The organism is Ruegeria sp. CDSA193 (assembly GCF_059611885.1).
This window is the reverse complement of record NZ_JBXWPN010000001.1, coordinates 349,866-374,751: the sequence shown is the minus strand read 5'-3', so window position 1 is coordinate 374,751 and position 24,886 is coordinate 349,866. Positions and strand designations below refer to the sequence as shown.

Genomic DNA, 24,886 nt, shown 5'->3' with positions numbered 1-24,886 from the left:
TGTGTTTCTGCGTCTGTTATGGGGGCGCGGCTTGACTGGATCAAGGAGTTAGCCCTTTTCAACTGGATCTTTAGCTAATGGGTGATGCTGCAACACCAGTTCAGCCAGCCGTTCTTCCAGGACATGAGTATAGATTTCTGTGGTCGCCACATCCGCGTGACCAAGCAATGTTTGGATCGATCGCAAATCGGCACCGTTGGCAAGAAGATGTGTCGCAAAAGCGTGACGCAAGGTGTGAGGTGTAACCTTTTCGGGCGAGACCCCACCGTGAACCGCCAGTTCCTTGATCAGATGATAGAACATATGCCGTGTCAGATGCCCGGCCTTGCCACGTGAGGGAAAAAGAAATCGGGAACTCTGCCCACCCTTTGTAACACGCTTTTCCTCAGTCTCATCCCGAGCCGCCAACCATGCCGAAAGCGCCTGTCGAGCCGGAGGGGACAGTGGAACCATCCGCTCTTTGCCGCCTTTTCCCAATACCAAGAGCATCCTCGGATCGCCGCGCGCCGATGACACCGGCAACGATACCAGTTCAGTGACACGCATCCCGGTGGCATACAGGATTTCCATCAGGCAGGTATTGCGCAGCTTTTCGATGTTGTTTCGCCCGCTTTCGCGCGCAGCAACCAATAACCGGTCCACCTCGGATACATCCAGAGTTTTCGGCAGCCGCTTTGGCCGTCCTGGGCCTTTGATCTTGATCGCGGGGTTTGTCGAACGCCAGCCTTCCTCGAATGCGAACCGATAAATCTGTTTTATGGCAGACAAACGGCGGGCGCGGGTGGATTGAGCCAATCCCTGTGCGTCGCAACTGATCAGGTAATCCTCAACCTGCTTGGCGTCGGCCTCGGCAAACCCAATTTTCCGGCGCCGCAGCCAGGCCGCAAAATCCTTGAGATCGCGGCCATAGGCAACAAGCGTATTTTGGGCAGCGCCTAACTCGGCGGCCTGTGCTTCCAGAAAGGTCGAAATCCAGATTTCGTCAGAGCCCGGAGACGTCATGATCACTTGCCCTGCAGGATCAGCAGGTTCAGCGCGGCGCGGCGCGCGGTATCTTCTAGACCGACCCGGCGCAGGGTTGCCATGGCAGCTGTCAGGTCGACCAGATTTCCCCGCGATCCATGGGCAAACAGGACCATCGTCTCCAGAAGCGCCTCACCGAGGCGGCCTTCGTCCAGCATGTTGCCAATATCGGTTGGCACCGGCGCCGCCCATGCAAACCCCTCTGCAACGGCATCCGCCAGCGGCGAAGGGGAGGGCGCGCGCCCCGGATCACCCTGAGCCAGCGCAGCCAGAAACTGACTTTCTTCAGAATTGTCCGGAGCCGACAACGCCGCTGTTTCATATAGATCTGACAGCAACAGAATGCGCCACCGCAGATCCTCGGCCGCGGGTTTCTGTAGTTTGACCTGAGAGAGGCGCCCGGCGAAAAGTTCAGCGAATGGCACTTCCAGGCCGATATTGCGCATCTGGTTCCAAACCACCGGCAGAGCTTTGGCGATCTTTGCCGAATTGCCAGAATCCAGTGCTTTTTCGAACCGCTGTATCGACGATACCCGGTCCCATACGGCTCCAGACGCAGCCGGAGACCGTTCTGTATAGAGCCCCAGCAGTTGATTTGGCGTAAGCGCCCCAACGCGGGTCAACCGTTCTGCGGCTTCGACCTGAGCCTTCCAGCCCGCAACATCCCGCAGATCCGCATTTGCGAAGACGCGAGGCAAAGCAGCCGAGGGCAAACGTTCGCCAATAGCTTCGAACAAGCGGAACATCAGGGGCGACGGGTCGTCCGGTTGCGGCAGATACTCGGCATCTTCGTACAGTTCGGGGCTTAGAAACCTGTCCAGAACCTCCAGCTCTTGTGGTGCCAGAACCTGTAGGGCATGGGCTGCCTCAAGCGTGAGAGCGGCCGAGTCCCAATCCCCACGCCGGGCCTTGCAGAAAATCTGAGCGGCATAGTCCCGTGACAAATGCGGCTGAGCAATCAGCGCCGTGCAACTGCGATCTTCATCCCCGGTCAGAAGGGTGGCGTCGAACCAGCGTTGAAATCGGTCAAGACTGTTCGTCGGGCCTGCCAGCTGTACCAATGATTGCGTGGGGTCTGCAGCGCCAAGATGCATGAGGCGGTCGAGCCGCGCCAAAAGCAAAATCTCTTCCCCTTTACTGGACGTCGGTGCCCGAGCTTCGGTTAAAAGCAACGTGAACAGCAAACGCTGCATTGCAGGGTTATACTTGACCGGGACGCTTTCGATCAGTTCGGACAGGCGTTGGGGATCGCTGTTCTGCCACATGTCGACAGGCAATCCTGTGACAGTCGAAGCAACCAGGCCCAGGGGTTGTGACAATGCCTGAAGTGGGGTCACAAGAACATCGGGCTGACCGCCGGGCTGCGCCACGGGTGGCTCAAGCAAAACCGTCCCCGGAAGATTTTCCGGAGGATTGGCCAGCCATTCAATAACAGAAAGGGGTTCCTGCTGCGCCTGCGCTGTTCCTGCAAGAAACAGCGCAACCACCGCCACTTTATTCGACATTCAGTATTACCGGCTCCCTGACCTCGCTTTGCGGCGCAGAGAAATCTGCACCAAAAAACTCACCCAGGTAGACATATCCCACCAGCCCGATGAAACACAGGCAAATCAGATATATCAGGAACTTGATCAGACGGCCCATGGTCAAACGCTGCCTCAATTTTCTCTTTTGACCAAGTTATAACTGGCATTTTTCCTAAGATCACGTCATTCACGATGAAATGAGCGAAATTAAGCATAACACCCATGCGGCATCTGCCGTTTCGGACTATACACTGCACAAAACAGTGGTGCTTGTAGGTATGATGGGGGCCGGAAAGACCGCCGTAGGCCGCGCTTTGGCCGCTCGGTTGCGGGTTCCTTTCCTCGATAGCGATGCCGAAATCGAATCAGCGGCCAACATGACCATCCCCGAGATATTCGAGCGTGATGGCGAAGCCTTTTTTCGCAGCAAGGAAAGCCAGGTCATCGGGCGGCTTTTGGTCGAGGAAAAAGGTATCCTTTCTACTGGCGGCGGTGCCTTTATGACTGAACAAAACCGCGACATGATCACTCAACGCGGGGTGTCCGTTTGGTTGCGCGCCGATTTGGGTGTGTTGTGGAACCGCGTTCGTCACAAGGATACGCGCCCGCTTTTGCGCACCGAAAACCCGTTTGCGACCCTTCGTGCATTGTACGATCAGCGTGTTCCGATCTATGAACGCGCCGATCTGGCGGTTTCGTCCGACGGGGATGTCTCGATTGAAGATATGGTAGAGCGTGTCGTCAAAGCTCTGATGACGCGACCTGATGTTTTGGAACGGAATTAGATGCACCAAACCGTACATGTTGAGCTTGGGGATCGGTCCTATGATGTCGAGATCGGCCCCGATCTGCTTACGCAGGCCGGTCAGCGCATAGCGCCTTTGCTGCCGCGACCCAAAGTAGCGGTTCTAACCGATGAAAACGTGGCGAGCCTGCATCTTGACGCGTTGCGGGATGGGTTGGCCAGCGCAGGGATCGAAATGTCCGCATTGGCGCTGCCCGCGGGCGAAGCGACCAAAAGCTGGCCGCATTTTGAGCGTGCGGTCGAATGGCTGTTGGCCGAGAAAATCGAGCGGCGTGACGTGGTGGTTGCGTTCGGAGGTGGGGTTATAGGTGATCTCGCCGGATTTGCCGCGGCCGTTTTGCGCCGGGGCGTACGGTTTGTTCAGATACCAACTTCGCTGCTTGCGCAGGTCGACAGTTCGGTTGGCGGCAAAACCGGGATCAACGCACCGCAGGGCAAGAACCTGATTGGCGCATTTCATCAACCCTCACTGGTGCTGGCGGATACTTCGGTTCTGGACACAATGACCGACCGGGATTTCCTGTCCGGCTATGGTGAGGTCGTAAAATACGGGCTGTTGGGGGATGCGGCATTCTTTGAATGGCTCGAGAGCAATGGCCTCGATGTCTCGGGCGGGGATATGGCCGCGCGGGTTCGGGCCGTCACCCGATCCGTTCAGATGAAAGCCGACATCGTCGCTCGTGATGAGACCGAACAGGGGGATCGCGCCCTGCTGAATCTCGGGCATACGTTCTGTCATGCGCTTGAGGCTGCGACCGGGTATTCTGATCGTTTGCTGCATGGTGAAGGCGTTGCGATTGGATGCGCACTGGCATTCGAACTGTCGGCGCGACTTGGTTTATGTTCGCAAGAGGACCCAAGCAGGGTTCGGGCACATCTGCGTGCGATGGGCATGAAAACCGACATTTCCGATATCCACGGGGATTTGCCCGACGCCGAAGCGCTGGTCGAGCTGATGGCGCAGGACAAGAAGGTTATCGATGGCCAGCTGCGTTTCATTCTGGCCCGAGGCATCGGGCAGGCATTTGTCACGTCGGATGTTCCGCGGGATGCGGTTTTGAGTGTCCTCAAGGACGCGCTGGGTTGATCAACGCCCGCGAATGATCATTAACTCGCCAATATTTTCACGGGTAATATAGCCGACCATTTGATCTGACCGCGTGCAGACGGCAACTGCGGGGGCACCCCCGTGGAACTGTTTCAGAACCGCTTCCAACCCGCTGCTCAGGGTCACTGTCGGGATATCCTCAACCATGATTGAACTGGCCAATTCTGACCGGGGAATATCTTTGGCGAGGGCAGCAAACAGCCGGTCGCGCGTGACAAAGCCCTGCAGTTTCCCTGTTGCATCCAACAATGGAAATTCATGCTGAGTGGTGTGAATAACTGCTTGAGCGGCGGTCGCAAGCGTGTCGGTTGGCGATAGGGCGTGAAACTCGGTGATCATGGCGTCGCGGGCCAGAACCTGACGCGCCACTGATCGCATTGCGACGTCCTGGCTTTCTGCATTGGCGGCAACGAATACAAAAACCGCGATCAGAACCAACAACGGATTGCCTGTGCTTAGCCCCAGAAACCCCAATCCTACTGCCACTATCTGACCGGCAAATGCGGCAATGCGCGTGGCTTTGACCCGATCCATCCTCAGGCAGAGCAGCGCGCGAAAAACGCGTCCACCATCCATCGGGAATGCGGGGATGAGATTAAAGGCGGCCAGAAGAAGGTTCACATAGGCGAGGCGGTTCAAAAGCCCGGTCTCGGGTGAATCAATATTGGCGAGTGTTTCAAATGGCATTCCTGCGCCCAAAAAGACGAGGATGATCCAGATGATGACGTTTACTGCAGGACCGGCCAAAGCCACCGATACCTCTTGCATGGGGTTCTCTGGCATCCGTTCCAATCGGGCAAGACCGCCGATCGGCAATAAAGTAATGTCCGGAGTTTTTATGCCATAGCGCCGCGCCATCAGCGCATGACCAAACTCATGCGCGACCACACATGCAAAAAGGGCAAGCACGAAAATCAGGTTCCCGATCGCGGCCTGCATCCCTCCGGTAGAATAGGCAGCGAATCCAACCCATGCCAACAAGAGGAAAAAAGTGACATGGACCTTCAGTTCCGACCCCAATAGTCGGCCGAGCGAGAAGGACCATGTCATGATGTGTCTCCGGTGTGCCTAGAACGGAATCTCGTCGTCGTCTATTCCACCAGATGCGGGTGCCGGGGCGCTGGATTGTCCGCCATAGGGGTCACCATAGCCACCACCTGCCTGGCCGCCACCGTAACCGCCGGATTGACCACCGCCACCGCCGCCGCCTTCTCCACGCGCATCCAGCAAAGTCAGCTCGCCGCGATAGGGGCGCAAAACCACCTCAGTGCTATAGCGGTCCTGACCGGACTGATCCTGCCACTTGCGGGTTTCCAGCTGACCTTCGATATAAACTTTGCTGCCCTTGCGCAGATATTGCTCGGCAATGCGGGCCAATGGTTCTGAAAAAATCGCGACCGAGTGCCATTCTGTCCGCTCGCGGCGTTCGCCGGTGTTGCGGTCTTTCCAGGTCTCGGAAGTGGCGATGCGCAGATTGCAAACCTTGCCACCGTTCTGGAACGACCGTACCTCGGGATCGCGCCCCAGATTTCCTACCAGAATGACCTTGTTGACAGAACCCGCCATGTATTTCCCCGTTCTTAACTGACTTGAGTGCGCCCGAATCTGGCGCTGTGTATTTCTGAGACCCTATACGCCCTGAACCATGGTTGGAACATGGATCATGAGAAATGAACTGGTCGGGAGTTTGCACAGAGAAAATTTACCATGCTTTCATTATTGGCTGAAATACATATACTCACTCGGGTTCGTGACAGTGCGGGACAGGCATTAATGCGTTTCAGATTTTGTTTTTTATCGGTTCTATGCTTTGCGTTGACCTGTGGACTCGCTGCGGCGGATACGCTGTCTACCAAAAGCCGTAAGGACATTTTTCTGAAGCAATCCAAATATTTGGACGGCCGTGCGGCCACCCAGTACCGCGATTCAGATCGGTTGAAGCCTAAGACGCCTCAACCACAATTCAGTAAGCGATATTCCGGCAACTATCGGGGTGAGTACCTGACGATGGCGCGGCAAGCGGCTCGTAAACACGATGTTCCCGAAGAGCTGTTCCTGCGCCTTGTTCAGCAGGAAAGTGGATGGAATCCGCATGCCGTGTCACATAAAGGCGCGTTGGGTCTGGCCCAGTTGATGCCCGGGACCGCGCAATTATTGGGCGTGAACCCGCGCGACCCGAAACAGAATCTTGAAGGTGGGGCCCGGTATTTGTCCTGGCAATACCGCAAGTTCAAATCCTGGCGGCTTGCGCTGGCCGCCTATAATGCCGGACCTCAGGCTGTTGAAAAACACGGTGGCGTACCACCCTACAAGGAAACCCAGAATTACGTGAAGGTGATTTGGGGCGGTTAGGCCGCCCGATGAATTGCCGGATCAACAGGTGATGCGGCTTGGCCAAATCAGCGCGTTCAGTGACAGGCTGCTCGAGGTCGTGTCGCTTAATTAGGGCGCCGGAACCACCTTACCGACGCCCTTGTTGCGTACCCAATCCCATTACTCAGCGGCGATTTTTATGACGGGTTCCATACGTGCCAGGATGTCGTCTGCCAGATGGCATTTGACCTGATGACCGTCTGCCAGGGTTTTCACGGGTGGGACATCTCTTTCGCAAAGACCGTTGGGGACTTCGGATTTCCAGCGACAGCGGGTCTGAAACGGACAGCCAGGAGGCGGGTTCATCGCTGATGGGATGTCGCCTTCCAAGACGATGTGCTGCTTCTCGACCGAGGTATCGGCGATGGGGACCGCGCTCAGCAGGGCTTCTGTATAGGGGTGATAGGGCGGCGCAAACACCTGATCAGTGGTGCCCAGCTCGACCACATGGCCCAGATACATCACCATCACCCGGTCGCTGAGATAGCGCACGATCGACAGGTCGTGGCTGATGAACAGCAGTGTGGTTTTGTGCTCGCGTTGGATCTCCATCAGCAGGTCGGTTACCGCCGCCTGCACCGATACATCCAGCGCCGAGACCGGCTCATCCGCCACCACGATCCGCGCATCCCCGGCAAAGGCCCGGGCGATGCCGACACGCTGTTTCTGACCACCCGACAGCTGTCGAGGCATCCGCTCGGCAAAGGCGCGGGGCAGTTTCACCAAGTCCAACAGTTCGAGCATCCGCTTCTTGCGCTCGGCTTCGGACTTACCGACGCCAAAGATTTCCAGAGCGCGGATGATCTGACGGCCCACGGTCATCGAAGGATTCAACGTGTCGAATGGATTCTGGAACACCATCTGAACCTCGCCCACCGTCTTGGCGTCGCGCTCTTCGATGGGCACGTCCTCGATATTGCGGTTGTCCAACAGGATCTGCCCGTCCGTTGCCGTCTCCAACCCCATAAGAACTTTGGCAAAGGTGGATTTGCCGCAGCCGGATTCGCCCACAATGGCGAGTGTCTCGGATTCATGCGCCTCAAAGCTCAGAGTTTCGTTGGCTTTGACTACCTTCGCTTCGCCGCCGCCAAACAATGCATTTGCCGCAACCTCGTAGTATTTCTTGAGATTTTCCATCTTTAGAACAACGCGGCCAATCTCACCTTTTTCCTTTTGCTCGGCCAGGGTGATGGGCGCGTTCCAGTCGATCTCCTGAAATTTCAGACAGCGGGTATGATGCCGGTCATTGCCTGGCACGGCCTCCATCAGAATGTTCTGCGCGTCACAGCGACCTTCCTCGAAATAGTCGCAGCGTGGGCCAAAGTTGCAGCCCGGAGGGCGCTCATGTGGCAGGGGGAAATTGCCCGGAATGGCCACCAGCGGGCGCGCGTTCTTGTCCGCACCCGGCAGTGGAATCGACCGGAAGAGCGCCTGCGTATAGGGGTGCTGCATTTCGTCGAACACATCCTTGATCGAGCCGCGCTCGACCGCTTCGCCGGAATACATCACGCACAGCCGGTCGCAGGTTTCCAGCACCAGCCCCAGATTGTGGCTGATGAACAGCATAGAGGTGCCGTATTTCTTGCCCAGATCCTTGACCAGCTCGACCACCGCGGCCTCGACGGTCACGTCAAGCGCGGTGGTGGGCTCGTCCAGGATCAGCAACGATGGCTTGGACATCAGCGCCATCGCGATCACGATGCGCTGTTGCTGGCCTCCCGACAGCTGGTGGGGGAAAGAATTCAGCATCCGTTCAGGGTCGGGCAGGCGCACATCGGTGACCACTTCCAGCGCACGGGCATAGGCCTCGTCCTTGCTGACGCCCTCGTGGATCATCGGTACTTCCATCAGCTGCCGACCGATCTTCATCGCGGGGTTTAGGCTGGCCATAGGTTCCTGATAGATCATGGCTATTTCATTGCCGCGAATATCGCGCAGCTCTTCGGCCGTCATCTCGGATAGGTCACGACCCTTGAACTTGATGGATCCGCCAACAACACGCCCGTTCTTGCCCAGATCCTGCATCACGCCCAACGCAACGGTGGATTTCCCGCACCCCGATTCCCCAACCAGCCCCACAGCTTCACCAGGCTGCACGCTGACCGAAAAATCCATCACTGCAGGGATCTCGCGCAACCGCGTGAAAAACGAAATCGACAGCTTGTCGATCTCCAATATCGGGCCCTCATAGGACGCAAGTTTGGTCATCTGTGTTGCTCCTCACCAGATCCCGGGGATTCCCTTCATCTGGCCAAAAATACCTCGGGGGTCCGGGGGCAGGGCCCCCGGCCGCTCATACATCAGTCCTTCAGACTTTCTTCGCGCAGGCCATCAGCCAACAGGTTCAACCCAAGAACCAGTGTCAACAGCGCCAGCGCAGGTGGCAGGGCAGGGTGCAGATAGATCGACAAGAGCTTGCGCCCTTCATTGATCGTCGACCCCCAATCGGGACTTTCGGGTGGTAGCCCGAGGCCAAAGAATCCCAAGGTTCCCAAAAGGATGGTCGTATAGCCAATGCGCAGACAGAAATCGACGATCAGCGGCCCGCGCGCATTGGGCAGGATTTCCCAAAGCATGATGTACCATGGACCTTCACCACGGGTTTGCGCTGCGGCAACATAATCGCGGGTTTTGATGTCCAACGCCAGGCCACGCACGATACGGAATACCGTGGGTGAGTTTACGAAAACCACCGAAACGAACACGACCAGAATGCCGCCGGGGATATTGAACAGGTCCAGATAGGTGGGCAGTCCCCAGATGTTGTAGCTGTTGGTTTCGATGATGTAGCCGTCTGTTGAAATCAGAGATAGATAGAGCCACATCGCGATGCCCAACACTCCGATCAGCAGAGGTGTGCGGAAATTGGGCCGCGTATAGAACCGCGAATTCAGCAGGACGCAAAGAAACAGGATCGGAAAGACGAACAACACGGCTGCCATATAGTTCGGCACACCGGTTGCCACGATCTCGGGCGTGACCAGCAGATAGAACAGCAGGATTACTGGGAAGGCCAGGATCAGGTTCGCCAGGAAGGACAGGAACGTGTCCAGACGTCCGCCATAAAACCCCGCAGGCAGGCCCAGAGTAATCCCGACCATGAAGGCAAATATGGTTGCCATCGGTGCGATCTGCACCACGATCCATGCCCCTTTGACCATCCGGCTGAACACATCGCGGGCCAGATTGTCCCCACCCAGTAGATACCAGGAATATGTTCCGTCCTCAGTGCTGGGCATTGGAGTTCCGGGCAACTTGTTCTTCATACCTGAAACTTGCGCCAGCGGATCATGCGTGACGATCAGGTCCAGCGCACCAAAAATGCCTGTAAATACCCAGAACATCACAAGGCCAAAACCGATCATGCCGATGGGGCTGTCAAACAGTTTGCCGTACAGGCCAAGCTTGCGCTTGAAGGCGATCGACATTGCAAACAGGATGATCAGCGACATCCAGACAGGTAAAAACTGCCGAGAGATCGCTCCGATAATCCCGGCGCTTGTCCCCATCAAAATGCCAAGCACCACATATGCCAGACACAGCGCAACGCAGGCGAAAAAGCTGTATCTCAGCGCGATCTGCGTCAGGCCGCGCAGGCCGGTATCTGCATTGATTGTGCCGTCGATATTCACGACGACCGGCGTTTCGGGCAACACGATGCTGCCCAAGATCCAGACGATGATTGATACCCCTAGTGCCACCAATGCGATCATTAGCAAGGGGTTCAGAATGGCGATAGAGCCGGTCCAGGTAAGTGGTTCCATGTTCTGTCCCTCCTTACGAAATTCGGATGCGTGGGTTGAGGTAGACATAGCCGATATCCGAGATCAGCTGCGTTACTAGCACCACAAAGACCGACACTACCGAAATCGCCAGCAGAAGCTGGATGTCGTTATTGCCTGCTGCCTGAACCAGCGCCCAGCCGAAACCTTTATAGTTAAACAGGGTCTCGACGATCACCACGCCGTTCAGCAGCCAGGGAAACTGCAGCATGATGACTGTGAACGGTGCGATCAGCGCGTTTCGCAGCGCGTGCTTCATAACGATATTCGGGAAGGAAACACCTTTGAGCCGCGCGGTACGGATATATTGCGCCGTCATCACCTCGGTCATCGAGGCGCGGGTCATACGCGCGATATAGCCCATCCCGTAGAGAGCAATAGTCAGTACCGGTAGGAAGAAGTTTTCAAAGGTTGGGTTCTCCATCGCCTGTGTCGCGGTGCCTTTGAACCATTTCAGGCCAACGGCGGACGAAGTGAAGATCGCGATAAAGATCACGCCCGAGACATATTCCGGGGTCGCTGTCGTCGTGATGGCGAATGTTGAAAGGGTCCGGTCGGTGGCCGATCCTTCCTTCATACCCGCAAGCACCCCAAGGATCAGCGCCGAAGGGACCATCAGCAACATAACCCAAAGCATCAACCGACCGGTCAGAGCCAACCGGGTGCCAACAACTTTCGAAACTTCCTCTTTGAAAACGGACGAGTATCCCCAGTATCCCTGCAGGATGCCACAGAAGCTTGGCGAGCTTTCTGCGGTTTCACCGGGCAGGATACATCTTCCTTGTACGCTGCCGTCTTCGTTGGTGTGCCGATAGGATGGCAGCACGCCCAACCACTCGCCGTATTTGATCGGCGTCGGCTGCAGATACCCGTTTTTCAGAAGATAGCTTTCAACCTGTTCGTCGGACATCCGAAAATTGCCCTGCGTTTTCGCAAGCTTTTCGAGGTTTGGATACAGGTTGGTGAGGAAGAAGACCAAGAATGTCAGGCACAAAGCTGTGATGAGCATGATGCCGACACGCTTTAGAATGAATAGTCCCATATTAGCCCCTGTTGGTGGCCAGTGCAGGTGTCAAAAGCCCCACACTTCGCTGTTTTTTGGTCGCCACGATACGGACGAAAAAGCCGCGCCCAATCGGCGCGGCTTGTATATGTCGGCTTAGGAAAGAATGCCGAACTTATAGATTTGTGGCAGGTCGGCGATGTGCTTTTCAACCCCAACCATATTGTCCCGGTGGTGACGCATCGCCGTCCGCCAATAGGGTTGGATGGTCACGCCTTCTTCGATCATGATCGCCTGCAGCTTGGCCATGACTTCGCGACGTTTGTCGACATCCGCGATCGAGTTTGCCTCGGCCAGAAGCGCGTCGAACTCGTCATTGGCGAAACCAGCCTCGTTCCAGGCTACGCCCGATTTGTAGGCCAGCGCCAGAACCTGCGTGCCCAGCGGGCGGTGGTTCCAGTTGGTCGACGAGAAGGCGTATTTCGTCCAGTCGTTCCAGAAGGTCGAACCCGGAAGAACTGTATGACGTGCCTTGATGCCAGCATCGTTCAACTGAGCGACCACGGCCGCGGTCGTGTTGCGGCGCCAGTCGTCGTCGATGGACTGAACCTCATGCTCGAAGTCACCCATTCCGGCCTCGTCCATCAGCGCTTTGGCCGCTGCGGGATCAAAGGGCAGGCGGGTCACAGCCGAGTCATATTCCGGGTGCATCGGGCCAACATGGCAGTTGTCGGCAGGAATGCCGTATCCTGACATGCCCAGCTCCAGGCAGACGGCGTTGTCGACGGCCATGGCCAGGGCCTGCCGCACACGTTTGTCGGCGTAGATCTTGTTGCCGTCGGCATCTTCGGCCAGCTGGTTCGGGCGGATGACGATGGTAAAGCCCGATGGGATCTCGGACCGTGTCAGACCGATGCTGTCAAAGATGTCTACGAATTCGCCGACCGACTCCCAGTTCATGTCGATCTCTTCGGCCTCATAAGCAGCCAGGAAGGCCGCAGGGTCGGTGCCGTAGTCGATGAATTCGATCCGATCGATATAGCCACCCTTGCCCGCAGCATATCCCCACCAGTCGTGCTCTTCATTGCGGACCAGTACACCCTTTACGCCCACTTCGTGGCTTTCAGGGATCATGAAGCCAGTGCCAATCGGATTGGCCAGCATATTGTTGGGATCGTGGCTGCTGTGCACGATGGCTGCCGGATAGTCGGCCATACCTGGAATGATCGTGATATCGGGCGTGTTGCAGGTCAGCTTGACCGTGTGATCATCGACCACAGTGATTGCACCTTCACCCGCTTTCTGGGTTGCCTCGTCAACCAGGGATGACATGCGCGATGCCATCGAGTTCCCCTCGACTGCCGCGTCACACCACATTTCGATGTTGCGGGCGACATCCGCTGCGGTGAAGTCATCACCATTGTTCCACTTGACGCCTTTGCGAACGTTCAGCGTGTGCTCAGTCGCGTCATCGTTGGATTCCCAGCTTTCCAGCAACATCGGCTTGAACGAACCGTCATTGTTGTATTCGACCAGATATTCCAGCCAGCCAGCCGTGAAGGTCGCAATTTGCGTCCAGTCATAAGTACGTGGATCTTTCAGGCCGCGCACTTCCATCTGATAGCGGATAGTTCCACCGCGCGGTGGCTCTTGTGCTTGTGCCGGAGACGCCAGGCCGATCATTCCATAGGCGGCGGGGACGGTAACCCCCAATGCCGTCACGCGCGCCAAAAACTCGCGGCGGCTTAGTTGCCCGTCGCGGTACTCTTGCGCGTGCATTTCCGCGGCACGATGGATCGGCGCTCCGGTAATGGTTTGGTGTTTCATTAATGTCTCTCCCTGTGACATCGATTTTGATGAAGTAGCTCTGAACCGCTCAGACCAGTTGGTGCCAGGCAGCAGGTTCGTGTGTTCTTTTTTGGATAAGCAGCATCCCCATGGCGTCATTCGGCACCAGATTTCCCATGAGGTCAATGTCGGAAATCGTCATCAACTGCACAAAAGCGACATGCTGGGGCCGAAGTTTCCGTCATCGCGGATGCTTAATCTGTGCTCTAGGTAATTCGAATAAGTGACCGCCAATCAGATTCGATCACTTCGAATCTTCGGTTGGTGTCCTGAAAATGGGTTTGTAACGACCTTAAGTATCACTTTGATAAATCAGCGCGAATCCAGTTTCTCATGCGAGCGCGAAACCACGTGCGCTGACGTTTGGCAAATTGACGGGTCGAGATTGTGGCGCGCTCGCGCGCGTCATCCAGTGTGATACGGCCTTCAAGATAGGCTACCAACTCGGGAACGCCGATGGCCTTGAAAGACGGCAGCGAGGCGTCATACCGGTTTCGCATCGCCTCAACTTCTTCCAAAGCACCACTTTCCAGCATCAGGTCAAACCGGCGCCTGATCCGATCCAATAGCCATTCTTTGTCGACATCAAACACAATGGGCACGGCGTCTTGCGGGTTCAGAACCGGAGGAGGGGTGTCAGCTTGCCAGTCCCGCAAGCTGCGCCCGGTGGCTTGCTGAACTTCCCACGCACGTTGAACGCGGGCGCGATTCCGGGTGTCAATCCCGGCCAGGGTTTTGGCATCGACCCCATCAATCAGTGTAGCTAGGTCCAGTTGATCCGCGGCAGCCCGAACTTTGGTCGGAGTCGCCGGGATATCGGCCATACCTTCGGTCAGGGCAGAAAAATACAAACCTGTACCGCCCACAATGATGGGGCGCTTTCCGCCGGACAGCAATGGCTTGACCTCGCGCAACCAGTGGCCAGTCGAATAGTTCTGATCATAAGGCACATGACCATAAAGCAGATGCGGCGCGCGGGCTTCTTCCTCGGCGGAGGGACGCGCCGAGATCACGCGCCAGCAATCATAAACCTGGCTTGCGTCTGCATTGACGATCACGCCGCCGAACGTTTCGGCGATCTTCAGCGCCAATGCTGATTTCCCCGATGCGGTGGGCCCGGCGATCAAGACGGGTTTGTCGTCAGGAATAGGGGGAAGGCGGTCCCAAAACTGCGTCATCTTGGCATTGGCCATTCAGGTTGCCTCATTCCTCATCATCCGCATTGAACCCGCGGAGCTTTTGCTTCATTTTGCGCCGGAATTAAACCCGTGCCAGCCCGGAGCGCAACATGACCCTTTCCCCCACAACCGACACTGTCGATACAACCAAGGCGAAATACAGCCGAGTGATGCTGAAGATTTCGGGCGAGGCGCTGATGGGAGATCAGGGTTTTGGCCTGCATCCGCCCACCGTTCAGCGCATCGCGCAAGAGGTAAAGTCAGTTCACGATCTAGGGGTCGAGATTTGTATGGTCATCGGTGGTGGCAACATCTTTCGCGGTCTCAGCGGTTCAGCTCAGGGGATGGAACGGACGACGGCGGATTACATGGGTATGCTGGCTACGGTCATGAATGCGCTTGGCATGCAATCGGCGCTTGAGGAGGTTGGCGTGTTTACTCGTGTGATCTCGGCCATTCGTATGGATGAGGTTTGCGAGCCTTACATCCGCCGCCGCGCTGTGCGGCATCTGGAAAAGAAACGGGTCTGCATCTTTGCCGCTGGAACAGGGAATCCGTATTTCACCACAGATACCGCAGCGACACTGCGCGCCAATGAGATGGCTTGCGAGGCGATCTTTATGGGTAAGAACGGCGTGGACGGTGTCTATGACAAAGACCCCAAAGAACATGCGGATGCGGTGCGTTATGACTCGGTCAGCTACGATGACGTGTTGGCAAAGCGGCTGAAAGTCATGGATGCATCGGCCATTGCGCTAGCGCGCGACAATAACCTGCCTCTGATCGTATTCGGATTGGATGAGCCGGGCGGTTTCCGCGGTATCCTGGCCGGTGAGGGAACCTACACAAAAGTTCAGGGCTGACACCCGAACGATACTCATTTTCAAGGCCGGGCATAATTGCCCGGCTTTTTCTTTGGTTCAGGGCACAGTGTTCTTGACGATGGCAAAAGCTGTGGGCAATTTGTCGGCGTACTTGCGCGGCAAAGGCGCAGGTTCTGCGGGCACCTGAACGTGTCGGCTGGGCTGGAAGACCTGCCATGATTTCTGAGGGTTCCGAAATCATGCTCGGGCACCTCTTGGATAGGCAAGCATGATCAAGGAGGCACGTGCCATGAGCACTCTGGATATCAATTTTGTTCGGTCGCAGTTCCCGGCTTTTTCCGAACCCAGCCTGCAGGGGCAGGCATTTTTCGAAAATGCTGGTGGATCATATACTTGCAAGCCGGTGCTTGATCGTTTGACGCGCTATTACACCCAGCGCAAGGTACAGCCCTATGCCCCCTATGAAGCCAGCCGTCTGGCCGGAGAGGAAATGGACGAGGCCCGCGCCCGAATGGCTGCGATCATGGGTGTGGATGCAGATGAACTGAGCTTTGGCCCGTCGACCACGCAGAACACCTATGTTCTGGCGCAGGCATTCCGACAGTGGATGCAGCCGGGTGATGCGATTGTCGTGACAAATCAAGATCATGAGGCCAATTCGGGGCCTTGGCGCCGTCTTGCAGATGAGGGCATAGAGGTTCGAGAATGGCAGATAGACCCCGAATCCGGGTCTCTGAACCCGCAGGATCTTGAGGACATTCTGGATGAAAAGGTGCGTCTGGTCTGTTTTCCGCATTGTTCGAACGTGGTCGGGGAAATCAATCCGGTTACCGAGATAACTGCGATTGCACATGCGGCAGGCGCGTTTGTCTGCGTCGACGGTGTCTCTTACGCGCCGCATGGATTTCCGAATGTCGGTGATCTGGGTCCGGATATCTATCTGTTTTCGGCGTATAAAACCTATGGCCCTCATCAGGGATGCATGGTGATCCGCCGGGCATTGGGTGAGCTGTTGCCCAATCAGGGGCACTATTTCAACGGCGATGTTCTTTATCAACGCTTTACCCCTGCAGGGCCGGATCACGCACAGATCGCCGCCAGTGCGGGGATGGCGGATTACGTCGATCTTTTATGCGAACATCATGACGGACCCGGAACTGGTGCTGCAGCGCGGGGGGCGTTTGTCCACGACCTGATGCGCGGGCACGAGATCGCCCTGCTACAACCGGTTCTGGATGCGGTTAAAGATCGCAATGCAGTCCGTCTGATCGGAACCTCTGATGCCTCGCGGCGTGCGCCAACGGTCGCGCTGGCGCTGAACCGAAATGCTGAATCTGTTGCTGCCAGTCTTGCATCGCATGGGGTTATGGCCGGTGGCGGAGATTTCTATGCCGTGCGTCCTTTACAGGCCATGGGTGTGGATCTGGATCAAGGTGTTTTGCGAGTCAGCTTTACGCATTACACATCGAAACGGGAAATTGATCAGCTTTTGAATGCGTTGGACGCTGTTTTGTGATCCAGTTCTGGCACTGCTGCGTAGAAAGGTAAACAATACGGAGCAGTCATGGGACCCAAGAGCCCGCCGATAATTATGTGGTTCCGACAGGATTTGCGACTGTCGGACCATCCTGCACTCAGCGCTGCTTCGGCAACGGGGCGGCCAATCATTCCGGTCTATATTTTCGACGATCTCGGGCAGGCCTTGGGTGCGGCTCCTAAATGGCGCCTCGGCAAGGGCCTTGAGGTGTTTGACCGCGCGTTGGCGCAGTTGGGAAGCCGTCTGATCTTGCGGCGCGGGGATGCGTTGGAGGTTATGCAAAACCTGATCAAGGAAACCGGATCCACCGAGGTCTATTGGTCTCGGGCTTACGATCCGGACACGATTGCCCGAGATACAAGGATCAAGACGGCTCTGACCAAACTGGGCGTACAGCCCAAATCGTTTTCCGGGCACCTGCTTTTTGAGCCCTGGACCGTCCAGACCAAGACCGGAACGCCTTTTCGCGTGTTTACACCAATGTGGCGATCGGTACAGAGACGCGAGGTTCCATTTCCACATGCGCGACCCGCCGCGCTGGCCCCGCCGAAGGAATGGCCGCATACAGATACTCTGGAGTCGTGGGGATTGGCCGCGGGAATGAACCGCGGGGCATCAGTTTGCGCCCGCTATGTACAGCCAGGGGAAGACGCAGCGTTCAAAACGCTCCATCGGTTCTTGGAACGGCTTTCGGGGTATCCCGAAGCCCGGGATCAACTGGCCGAGGATGGAACGTCGGGCATTTCCGAATATTTATCGCTGGGTGAGATTGGACCGCGTAGCGTCTGGCACGCCCTCCAGGGCGCAGAGATGTTCGGCATGTCCGGTACCGAAGCCTATTTGCGGCAGTTGGTTTGGCGTGAATTTGCCTATCATTTGATGTTCCATACGCCTCATTTGTTAAGCAACAACTGGAAACCGGAATGGGATCAGTTCCCTTGGGGCCAGAACGTCTCTAGCCCCGAGATCATTGCTTGGAAGCAGGCAAGGACAGGCATTCCCGTGGTCGATGCTGGGTTGCGACAGATGTACGTCACAGGTCGCATGCACAATCGCGCACGGATGATTGTCGCCAGTTATTTGACCAAACATCTGATGGCGCACTGGAAAATCGGTATGGGCTGGTTTTCCGATTGCCTGACCGATTGGGATCCGGCCTCAAATGCGATGGGTTGGCAATGGGTTGCTGGGTCCGGCCCAGATGCGTCCCCGTTTTTCCGTATTTTTAACCCCGAGGCGCAGCAAAAAAAATATGATCCCTATTGCGACTATGTGCGGAAATGGGTGGCCGAAGGACAATCAAACCCGCCCTCAAGCGCACTTGATTATTTTGAAGCCATTCCCTGCAAGTGGGGTCTTGATCCGTCCGCGCCATACCCAAACCCTGTTGTGGGTTTGGCCGAAGGGCGCGCGCGCGCCTTGTCGGCCTACGAGGGCCGAAAAAGCCGGTAAAGAACTGAAAACTTGCCAGAAACACAAACTCGTTTTAGCCTTCTACAACAACCGCACAGGGGAGAGCGGATGGTTCTAACTACAATCGAAGGGCAGACAGACCTGCCAAGATATTTTGCACATGTTCTGAATATGCTGAACCAGATGGAGCAGGGGCAGCTTGATATTGCCTTGCCAGACGGTCGTGTATTTCGAACCGAAGGCAAACGCCCTGGGCCTGTCGCACGGGTCGATATTCACAATCCGGACGTATTTGCACGACTTATCCGGGAGGGTGAGCTGGGGTTTTCAGACGGATATCTGGAAGGCGATTGGAGCACACCAGATCTGCGTGCCTTCATGGATCTAGTGCATCTGGGTACCGAGACCGTGTACGACGATTTCACCGGGAAATTTCTGGTACAGGCCTATGAACGCCTGCGCTTTTGGTTGCATCGAAACAACCGTCGACAGGCTAAAAAGAATATCTCTTATCATTACGATTTAGGTAATGAATTCTATGGGTTATGGCTAGATGATACCATGACCTATTCCAGTGCCTTGTTCGAAACCGGACAGGAAAGCTTGGAAAAGGCACAAACCGCTAAATACGCCAGTCTGGTTGATGAAATGGGTGCCAAACCCGGTGACCATATTCTGGAAATTGGCTGCGGATGGGGTGGTTTCGCCGAATATGCAGCAAAAGAGCGTGGCCTGCGGGTCACAGGCTTGACGATCAGCAAGGAACAGTTGAGCTTTGCCCGTCAACGCATTGAAAAAGAAGGACTTACAGATTTAGTTGATCTGAAGCTGCAGGACTATCGTGACGAACGGGGCCAATATGACGGGATCGCCTCTATTGAGATGTTCGAGGCGGTTGGTCAGAAATATTGGCCGGTCTATTTCGACACTATCCGTGATCGCTTAAAACCTGGCGCACAGGCAACCTTGCAAATCATTACCGTCGGCGATCATCGCTGGGATGTGTATAAGAATGGTGTTGATTTCATTCAGAAATATATCTTTCCGGGGGGGATGCTTCCGGCTCCGACAATTCTGCAGGAGCAGGTGGAGAATGCGGGTCTGACCGTGGTGAAGTCAAAAGAATTCGGCAAAAGCTATGATCTGACACTGCGCCGCTGGTACGAGACGTTCAATGACAAATGGGACGAGATTTCGGGAATGGGGTTTGATGAGCGTTTTCGCCGCATGTGGAATTATTATTTGACCGCTTGCGGCGCGGCCTTTGACACCGGCAACTGTGATGTGACACAGATCACCATAGCGAAACCTACTTAGTAAACGGACCTTTAGAATGCCCAGCGCCTCACGTCTTGTCGCAGCCCTTTGTCTGGCGGTGGTGGCATTTCTGGTTTCCAGCATGATCATAGCAAATGGTGAAGAAGGCAAAAGCTATGGCTACTTCACTGTCGTCAACATGGCCCTTGGGGTCGCGTGTGGTTGGAAAATCATGGGTAAACGGACCGGCAAGGGGTGGACCGCTGCCGTCAATAACGGACTGACAGGCATTGCCTCGCTGGTGTTTTGGGGTCTTTTCGTTCAGGGCACCTATGAGATGTTCCGCTTGGCCATGCGCCACCGCTATGACGGCCCGTTCGAGGCCCTTATGGCGATATTCAAGATTGGCGTTGGCTATGGCGAACAGTTGTTAGCTCCGGAAATTCTGTGGACTTTGGCTATTGGCGCTCTTATCGCCGGTTTGGCGACGGAAGAAGCAAGCCGCCGCTGGCGCTAGCGCCCAAACACCAACGCGAGATACCCTTGTGAACGATCTGTTTTTCTATGGCACGCTTCGGCATCTGCCACTGCTGCAACTGGTGCTTGGCCGTTCGCTGTCATGCCTGACTTTGTCGGAGGCCAAGCTGAAGGATCACGCGGTTTACGGCGTGCGCGACGAGGCATTTCCGATGATCAAGCCAGAACGTGGGGCCGTTGCGGATGGCCTTCTGGTTCAGGGCCTCGAACCCGAGGATTTCAAGCGACTGATTTTCTATGAAGGGGGGTTTGATTATGATCTGCAGCGGCAGCCCGTTGAATTGCCCGATGGCTCTGTTGTCGAAGCCAGCGTGTTCTTTCCCGAGCCTGACCTGTGGTCGCCCGGTGAGCTATGGTCCTTGCAGGACTGGGCAGACGCGTGGGCGGATCTGACCCTAACCGCCGCGCAAGAGGTCATGGGCTATTACGGCAAGGCCGATGCCGTCAAGATCGCGCGCAGTTTTCCGTCGATCCGAACCCGCGCCTGGGCCAAGCTGGGTGCACGCAAACGCGGAACCGGTGACGCGCGTGATCCGAAGAAGGATGTGATCGTACACGAGCATACCCATGCCTATATTGACTATTTCGGCATGCAGGAGGTTCAGCTTCAACACCGAAGGAATGACGGCACGATGGGGTCGGTGCTGAACCGCAATGGATTGATGCAGGGCAGTGCTGTGGTGGTTCTGCCATATGATCCGGGGCGTGATGCGGTGCTTTTGGTTGAACAATTTAGGACGCCGGTTTTCCTGATCGAAGACCCCGAGCCGTGGATGTGGGAACCCGTTGCAGGCATGATTGACCCCGGTGAAACGCCGCAACAGGCTGCGCGGCGTGAGGCGATGGAAGAAGCCCAGATCAACCTCAAGTCGCTTGAATTTGCCGGAGAGGCCTATTCGTCCAGCGGATCGTCCACCGAATACGTCTATCTTTACGTAGGGTTGGCCGATCTTGAGAAAACGATAGACGATGGCGGGTTGGCCTCGGAAGGTGAGGATATCCGCACCAAAATCATTCCCTATGCTCAGTTCATGGATCAAGTCGACGGGCATGGGTTCAAGGATTTGCCGCTATTGTCACTGGCGCATTGGCTGGCTCGACACAGAGACAGGCTGCGTGGGGCGTGATCGCGGCTTGTGGTTGTTGCGCAGCATCTGTAAATCTTCGTTGATACGTAAAGAAATGAGGGCGCCATGCGCATTGCGAAAGACCTTGCCGACGCAGTAGGGAAAACTCCGTTGATCCGGCTGCGCCGTATCAGTGAGGAAACCGGGTGTGAAATTCTTGGCAAGGCCGAGTTCATGAATCCTGGTCAATCGGTCAAGGACCGTGCCGCTCTTTATATCATTCGCGATGCCATAGCACGGGGCGACCTGAAACCTGGGGGCACCATCGTTGAAGGCACCGCTGGAAACACCGGTATCGGTCTGGCGCTTGTCGGGGCGTCGATGGGCTTCAAGACCGTGATCGTGATCCCGGAGACCCAGTCCGAAGAAAAGAAAGACATGCTGCGTCTTGCGGGTGCACAGTTGGTTCAGGTCCCGGCAGCGCCGTATCGCAACCCGAACAACTTTGTACATTACTCTCGCCGTCTAGCTGAAGAACTGGCGCAGACGGAACCCAATGGCGCAATCTGGGCCAATCAGTTCGACAACGTCGCCAACCGTCAGAGCCATGTCGAGACCACCGGCCCCGAGATCTGGGAGCAAACCGGCGGTAAGGTCGACGGCTTTGTCAGTGCGGTTGGTTCAGGTGGCACGTTGGCCGGTGTGGCCGAGGCGCTGCAGCCCAAAGGCGTCAAGATCGCATTGGTCGATCCGATGGGGGCCGGGTTGTATTCCTATTACAAAACCGGTGAGATCGCGATGGAGGGAAGCTCGATCGCGGAAGGTATTGGCCAGGTGCGGATCACCAAGAACCTTGAGGGGTTCAAACCGGATTTCGCCTATCAGATGACGGATAACGAAGCGTTGCCCTATATCTTTGACCTTCTGCGCGACGAAGGTCTGGTCATGGGCGGATCGACCGCCATCAACATGGCTGGCGCCGTGCGCCTGGCCAAGGATCTGGGTCCGGGCCATACCATTGTTACGATTCTGTGTGATTATGGCACGCGCTATCAATCTAAGCTGTTCAACCCGGAATTCCTGCGCGAAAAAGAATTGCCTGTTCCTGATTGGATGACCGAGGCGCCGCGTAGCATTCCGGGCGTTTTCGAGGACGTATGATGTTGCGGCAGGTCCGCCTGTTTCTGGCCCTTGTTTCACTTTTGTTTGCAGTTCTGTCTGGTCCTGCAACGGCCCAGCTTTCGGATCGGCAAAGTGACTACTATCAGGGTTGGGTAAAAACGGCGGATCGGGCCGAAGATGTGATCGAGGCCAATCGGGCCTCGAACGCTTCGCTGGAAAACCTGCGATCGGAAATTCATACCTATCGAGATGTTTTCAACAGCGCGCGTGGTGCAAATACCGAACGTATTCAGACCCTGGAAAGCCAGATCAAGGCTTTGGGTCCCGGACCGGAAGGTGATGCAACCGAACCGGAAGACATTGCTACGCTGCGTTCACATCTTGAAAACCAACTGAACGCACTGCGGGTGCCGCATATCATTTCCGACGAGGCCTTCAGTCGCGCCAACGGACTGATCGCAGAAATTGACCAGATCCTGCGAAATAGGCAGAAAAAAGAGCTGTTGGAGCGCGGCCCATCGCCACTGAACCCCAGCTATTGGCGACCAGCCTGGGTTGATCTGACTGAAGCGGGCCGAAGCCTTTTCAACGAGGCTGTGCAGAACTACCAAACAGATGTGGTGCATGAGCAGCTTCGCAAACAAGGGCTTGGAATTTTATTGCTGGTCTTCGTGGCCATTGTTTTGCTGGGCTATGGAAAACGTTGGTCCGAGGCTGCTGGGAACTATCTGCGTACCATAGGGGGGCAGGGAACTGGCGTATGGACATTCCTGACATCGCTGTTTCGGATAATTCTGCCATGGCTGGGTGTTTTGTTGCTGGTAAAAGCCGTCGTCCTGACGGGGATATTGGGATTGCGGGGAACCCTTCTGATACAAAACGTACCGTTCTGGGCGGCCATTGTTCTGTACTACGACTGGATTGGACGTCAGGTCTATGTAATGCAGCAGGCGCAGGGTTTCAGAAAGCTCTCGCCAAAGCGGATCACCGAGCTTCGAATCTACCTGGATCTGCTTGCCGTTTTTCTCATTTTGCACGATCTTGGGAACCTTTTCGAACAGATCGAGAATACTTCGGATGCGACGCGCGCGGTTGTGGGCTTCCCAGTTATTCTTGCAACTGCTCTGGTTCTGTTGCGTGCGCGGCAGATACGGCTTGCCGAGGTGCAGGCAGAACCTGATGGCAATGCCCGTGGAACCGGGGTCATCCAGCTGGTCGAATTCTTGCGCCGAGCATTGTTCCTGTTGGGAGTTGTCAGCCCAGTTCTGGCTGCCATCGGTTATAACAACGCGGCTGAGGCCATTGTTTTTCCAGCGGTAAAATCGTTGATCCTGATTGCCGCACTGATCATCCTTCAACGATTCCTGACTTCGGTTTATGGATTGATAACCCGCAAGGGTGAGGCAGCCCGGGACACATTGTTTTCGGTTCTGATTGGCTTTGCCATGGCCATTTTGGCCCTGCCGGTTCTGGCGCTGATCTGGGGCGCACGCGAGACCGATTTGTTAGAGGCATGGTCGCGGCTCCTTTTGGGGTTCGACATTGGGGGCGTGACCGTCTCGCCCAGTAATTTCTTTACTTTTCTGGTGGTTTTCCTGATCGGATACGGACTGACACGCGCCCTGCAGGGTGGGTTGCGGACCTCTTTGTTGCCAAAGACGAGCATTGATCCTGGTGGTCAAAACGCGATTGTTTCAGGGACGGGGTATGTCGGTATCTTCCTGGCAGCCTTGGTCGCCATCATGGTTGCGGGTTTCGATCTGTCGTCTCTGGCCATCGTGGCCGGGGCGCTATCTGTCGGGATCGGATTTGGTCTGCAAACCATTGTCTCGAACTTTGTGTCCGGCATTATCCTTTTGGTCGAACGCCCGATCTCAAAAGGCGATTGGATCGACGTAAACGGGATGATGGGTTATGTGCGCGACATCTCGGTACGCTCGACCCGGATTGAGACCTTCGATCGAACAGATGTCATTGTCCCGAACTCGGACCTGATCAGCGGTGTTGTCACCAACTATACCCGTGGAAATACGATCGGACGCGTCATTGTCCCGGTCGGGGTGGCCTATGGTACCGATACCCGCGTGGTTGAGACAATCCTGGGCGAAATCGCCAACGCACATCCGATGGTATTGGCGAATCCGGCACCCAGCGTAGTGTTTCAGGGGTTCGGTGCGGATTCTCTGGACTTTGAAATCCGCGCCATTTTGCGGGATGTGAATTGGGTTCTTTCGGTGAAGTCCGACATGAACCATGAGATCAATCGCCGCTTTGTCGAAGAGGGGATCGAGATACCGTTTGCTCAGCGTGATGTCTGGCTGCGAAACCCCGAGGCCCTTCAATCGTCAGGTAACGCGCAAATGCCCCCATCTGAGCCTGTTTCAGAGACAAAAGCGCCTCCGGCCTCTTCGCCCGCCGAATTGACCGAGGCTGATCTTTCCGACGGAGATGGTGACGAACCCTGAGGCAAGTTCGGACCTGAA

Annotated in this window: 21 protein-coding genes; 11 read left to right on the top strand and 10 right to left on the bottom strand. The window is 56.0% G+C overall.

Going from position 1 to position 24,886, the window contains the following annotated elements; translation table 11 throughout:
- Window positions 1–48: 48 nt before the first annotated feature.
- The 3 genes from AC2FLG_RS01890 to AC2FLG_RS01880 are packed head-to-tail and all read right to left on the bottom strand — an operon-like array spanning window position 49 to window position 2,667.
- The gene (locus AC2FLG_RS01890) at window positions 49–1,002 is read right to left on the bottom strand and encodes a site-specific tyrosine recombinase XerD (RefSeq protein ID WP_496677775.1); all 954 of its coding nucleotides are present in this window, start codon (window positions 1,000–1,002) and stop codon (window positions 49–51) included.
- 2 nt (window positions 1,003–1,004) lie between these two features.
- Window positions 1,005–2,528 carry a hypothetical protein gene (locus tag AC2FLG_RS01885; protein ID WP_496690678.1) on the bottom strand — a complete coding sequence of 508 codons (1,524 nt, stop codon included), beginning with the start codon at window positions 2,526–2,528 and terminating at the stop codon, window positions 1,005–1,007.
- Window positions 2,518–2,667, bottom strand: a complete 150-nt coding sequence (locus tag AC2FLG_RS01880; protein ID WP_185956616.1) for a hypothetical protein — start codon at window positions 2,665–2,667, stop codon at window positions 2,518–2,520. The genes AC2FLG_RS01885 and AC2FLG_RS01880 overlap by 11 nt, the downstream gene beginning before the upstream one ends.
- A gap of 79 nt (window positions 2,668–2,746) precedes the next feature.
- Here AC2FLG_RS01880 and AC2FLG_RS01875 point away from each other — a divergent pair, with 79 nt between their 5' ends.
- Window positions 2,747–3,334: a shikimate kinase gene (locus tag AC2FLG_RS01875; protein ID WP_281972216.1), complete on the top strand. Its 588-nt coding sequence runs from the start codon at window positions 2,747–2,749 to the stop codon at window positions 3,332–3,334.
- Window positions 3,335–4,441 (top strand): 3-dehydroquinate synthase, encoded by a 1,107-nt coding sequence (gene aroB / locus AC2FLG_RS01870; RefSeq protein ID WP_496700826.1) that lies wholly within the window; start codon window positions 3,335–3,337, stop codon window positions 4,439–4,441.
- On the opposite strand, the gene AC2FLG_RS01865 is transcribed toward aroB, so the two are convergent.
- Window positions 4,442–5,512, bottom strand: a complete 1,071-nt coding sequence (locus AC2FLG_RS01865; protein WP_496695193.1) for a site-2 protease family protein — start codon at window positions 5,510–5,512, stop codon at window positions 4,442–4,444. It lies immediately after the preceding gene.
- A gap of 18 nt (window positions 5,513–5,530) precedes the next feature.
- On the bottom strand, window positions 5,531–6,028 hold the full coding sequence (ssb, locus tag AC2FLG_RS01860; RefSeq protein WP_142634245.1) for a single-stranded DNA-binding protein: 498 nt from the start codon (window positions 6,026–6,028) through the stop codon (window positions 5,531–5,533).
- A 207-nt stretch (window positions 6,029–6,235) separates the two neighbouring features.
- Between ssb and AC2FLG_RS01855 the strand changes: the two genes are divergently transcribed.
- Window positions 6,236–6,814, top strand: a complete 579-nt coding sequence (locus AC2FLG_RS01855; RefSeq protein ID WP_142634243.1) for a lytic transglycosylase domain-containing protein — start codon at window positions 6,236–6,238, stop codon at window positions 6,812–6,814.
- Window positions 6,815–6,955: 141 nt separating this feature from the next.
- On the opposite strand, the gene AC2FLG_RS01850 is transcribed toward AC2FLG_RS01855, so the two are convergent.
- The 5 genes from AC2FLG_RS01850 to miaA form a co-directional block, all read right to left on the bottom strand.
- Window positions 6,956–9,043: a dipeptide ABC transporter ATP-binding protein gene (locus tag AC2FLG_RS01850; RefSeq protein ID WP_142634241.1), complete on the bottom strand. Its 2,088-nt coding sequence runs from the start codon at window positions 9,041–9,043 to the stop codon at window positions 6,956–6,958.
- Window positions 9,044–9,135: 92 nt separating this feature from the next.
- On the bottom strand, window positions 9,136–10,599 hold the full coding sequence (locus tag AC2FLG_RS01845; RefSeq protein ID WP_142634239.1) for an ABC transporter permease: 1,464 nt from the start codon (window positions 10,597–10,599) through the stop codon (window positions 9,136–9,138).
- Window positions 10,600–10,612: 13 nt separating this feature from the next.
- The gene (locus AC2FLG_RS01840) at window positions 10,613–11,659 is read right to left on the bottom strand and encodes an ABC transporter permease (protein WP_142634237.1); all 1,047 of its coding nucleotides are present in this window, start codon (window positions 11,657–11,659) and stop codon (window positions 10,613–10,615) included.
- Between the two features lie 117 nt (window positions 11,660–11,776).
- The gene (locus AC2FLG_RS01835; protein ID WP_496690672.1) at window positions 11,777–13,447 is read right to left on the bottom strand and encodes an ABC transporter substrate-binding protein; all 1,671 of its coding nucleotides are present in this window, start codon (window positions 13,445–13,447) and stop codon (window positions 11,777–11,779) included.
- Between the two features lie 320 nt (window positions 13,448–13,767).
- A complete protein-coding gene (gene miaA, locus AC2FLG_RS01830; RefSeq protein WP_496700175.1) occupies window positions 13,768–14,661 on the bottom strand; it encodes a tRNA (adenosine(37)-N6)-dimethylallyltransferase MiaA in 894 nt (297 codons plus the stop codon).
- Between the two features lie 95 nt (window positions 14,662–14,756).
- Between miaA and pyrH the strand changes: the two genes are divergently transcribed.
- The 8 genes from pyrH (at window position 14,757) to AC2FLG_RS01790 (ending at window position 24,868) form a co-directional block, all read left to right on the top strand.
- Complete coding sequence (pyrH, locus tag AC2FLG_RS01825) at window positions 14,757–15,509, top strand: UMP kinase (RefSeq protein WP_271946712.1); 753 nt, start codon at window positions 14,757–14,759, stop codon at window positions 15,507–15,509.
- A gap of 250 nt (window positions 15,510–15,759) precedes the next feature.
- Window positions 15,760–16,986 carry an aminotransferase class V-fold PLP-dependent enzyme gene (locus AC2FLG_RS01820; protein WP_496704775.1) on the top strand — a complete coding sequence of 409 codons (1,227 nt, stop codon included), beginning with the start codon at window positions 15,760–15,762 and terminating at the stop codon, window positions 16,984–16,986.
- 48 nt (window positions 16,987–17,034) lie between these two features.
- Complete coding sequence (locus AC2FLG_RS01815) at window positions 17,035–18,459, top strand: cryptochrome/photolyase family protein (protein WP_496704773.1); 1,425 nt, start codon at window positions 17,035–17,037, stop codon at window positions 18,457–18,459.
- 69 nt (window positions 18,460–18,528) lie between these two features.
- Window positions 18,529–19,737 (top strand): class I SAM-dependent methyltransferase, encoded by a 1,209-nt coding sequence (locus AC2FLG_RS01810; RefSeq protein WP_496687748.1) that lies wholly within the window; start codon window positions 18,529–18,531, stop codon window positions 19,735–19,737.
- Between the two features lie 16 nt (window positions 19,738–19,753).
- Window positions 19,754–20,194 (top strand): TrgA family protein, encoded by a 441-nt coding sequence (locus tag AC2FLG_RS01805; RefSeq protein ID WP_142634225.1) that lies wholly within the window; start codon window positions 19,754–19,756, stop codon window positions 20,192–20,194.
- A 28-nt stretch (window positions 20,195–20,222) separates the two neighbouring features.
- Window positions 20,223–21,341 (top strand): NUDIX domain-containing protein, encoded by a 1,119-nt coding sequence (locus AC2FLG_RS01800; RefSeq protein WP_496704771.1) that lies wholly within the window; start codon window positions 20,223–20,225, stop codon window positions 21,339–21,341.
- A gap of 66 nt (window positions 21,342–21,407) precedes the next feature.
- A complete protein-coding gene (locus tag AC2FLG_RS01795) occupies window positions 21,408–22,442 on the top strand; it encodes a cysteine synthase A (RefSeq protein WP_142634220.1) in 1,035 nt (344 codons plus the stop codon).
- The gene (locus AC2FLG_RS01790) at window positions 22,442–24,868 is read left to right on the top strand and encodes a DUF3772 domain-containing protein (RefSeq protein ID WP_496690667.1); all 2,427 of its coding nucleotides are present in this window, start codon (window positions 22,442–22,444) and stop codon (window positions 24,866–24,868) included. The genes AC2FLG_RS01795 and AC2FLG_RS01790 overlap by 1 nt, the downstream gene beginning before the upstream one ends.
- The last annotated feature ends 18 nt before the right edge of the window (window positions 24,869–24,886 follow it).